Annotated in this window: 2 protein-coding genes and 1 pseudogene; all 3 read left to right on the top strand. The window is 55.3% G+C overall.

Going from position 1 to position 1,386, the window contains the following annotated elements; all coding sequences use genetic code 11:
* Window positions 1-231: 231 nt before the first annotated feature.
* Window positions 232-525: a helix-turn-helix domain-containing protein gene (locus tag NW841_RS12780; protein ID WP_414386764.1), complete on the top strand. Its 294-nt coding sequence runs from the start codon at window positions 232-234 to the stop codon at window positions 523-525.
* Entirely contained in the window at window positions 522-821 is a 300-nt protein-coding gene (locus NW841_RS12775; RefSeq protein ID WP_414386766.1) for a transposase, read from the top strand. Before NW841_RS12780 ends, NW841_RS12775 begins: the two co-directional genes overlap by 4 nt.
* A 46-nt stretch (window positions 822-867) precedes the next feature.
* A pseudogene (locus tag NW841_RS12770) lies at window positions 868-1,371 on the top strand (zinc ribbon domain-containing protein); the annotation flags it as partial.
* Window positions 1,372-1,386 lie beyond the last annotated feature (15 nt).

Here is a 1,386-nt window from a genome sequence, read left to right as displayed (position 1 = left end):
GGGCTCTAGTTGCCACGGCCATTGGTCTCAACACCTATGTGGGCGAGGTGGATCCCAAACTTCTGCGCACGTTTTAGCTAATCCGCCGCTCGCGCTAGCGGGACGTAGTCCTTGAAGCCCCGCCCTGTACCTCCCTATATCCCCCCGTATACGGGGGGACTGGGGGGCCGGTCAGGGTCGCTTGGGAGAGGCGGCAACATTCCAGTTATAAACAGGTACAATACTCTCATCATGAGAATTGCTTACCAGTACCGCTTGCGCCCTACTTCCAGGCAAGTTACCTGGATGGACGGCTGGCTGGAGCTGCTGTGTAGGCAGTACAACTATCGCTTGGCGGAACGGTTCAACTGGTGGGAGCAAAATCGCTGTGATATCCATGCTTGCTCTTTAGTGGTTTGTCACCTGCCTAAGTTGAAAGATCAGCCCACCTACTACTCCCAAAAACGAGACTTGGTCAATACTTGGTCAATACTAAGGCTCTGTTTCCCGTTCGCGCTAGCGGGACGGAGTCCTTGGGGCTGGTGATCAAAACGGCAACCGTCACCCGCAAGGTTGATGGGTGGTACGTGACCTTGAGCTTGCAGGATTCGTCTGTTCCTGAATTGAACCCTGACCCCCCAACGTGGGAAAACACAATTGGGATAGACCTGGGGCTCAATGCTTTTTGGGTGGCTGATGAAGGGGAATCGGTTGAGGTGCCCCAGTACTATCGCCGGACGGAGAAGAAGCTGAAGCGATTGCAAAGGGCCGTATCCAGGAAAAAGAAAGGGTCAAGTCGTTACAAAAAAGCAGTGAAACGACTAGCCAAGGCGCACCAGTAAAGTAGCCAATCAGCGCCGAGATTTCCACCACAAAACCGCTCATAAGCTCTTGAGAAAAGGGAAGCACGTAGCCCATGAGGCGTTGAACATCAAAGGTTTGGCAAGGACAAGGTTGGCCAAGTCTGTCCATGACGCCGGTTGGGGGCAGTTCCTGCAAATTCTGGCAGCCAAGACCGAGAGAGCCGGGCTGTTAACCATTGCAGTGGATCCCCGCGGTAGTAGCCAGGAGTGTTCGGGGTGTGGTCGTGAGGTTGCCAAAGAGCTGCATGAGCGGTGGCAAGATTGTCCGCATTGCGGGTTGAGTATTGGTGGAGACCACAACTCAGCGCGAGTTATCAAATCCAGAGCGGTGAGGCGTCCCGTTCTTTTCGCGTCAGCGGCGCGGAGCGCTAGAAGCCCGCGCTCTAGGCGTCAGCATGAGTGCGGGAGTACGTCACAGTTCGAGAACTGCTTGCAGAGAGCGGACATCGCAGTAGTACACCTGGTGCGGGTGGGTATACCCCTTGAGCTGCACCGCCTGCTGGGAAAAACAGGCGGCTACCTGCCTTAGTTGTTTGGCCAAGCA

Source organism: Synechococcus sp. H60.3, from assembly GCF_047462295.1.
GTDB lineage: Bacteria > Cyanobacteriota > Cyanobacteriia > Thermostichales > Thermostichaceae > Thermostichus.
The sequence above is the reverse complement of the archived record's forward strand: the minus strand, read 5'-3'. Positions and strand labels throughout refer to the sequence as shown.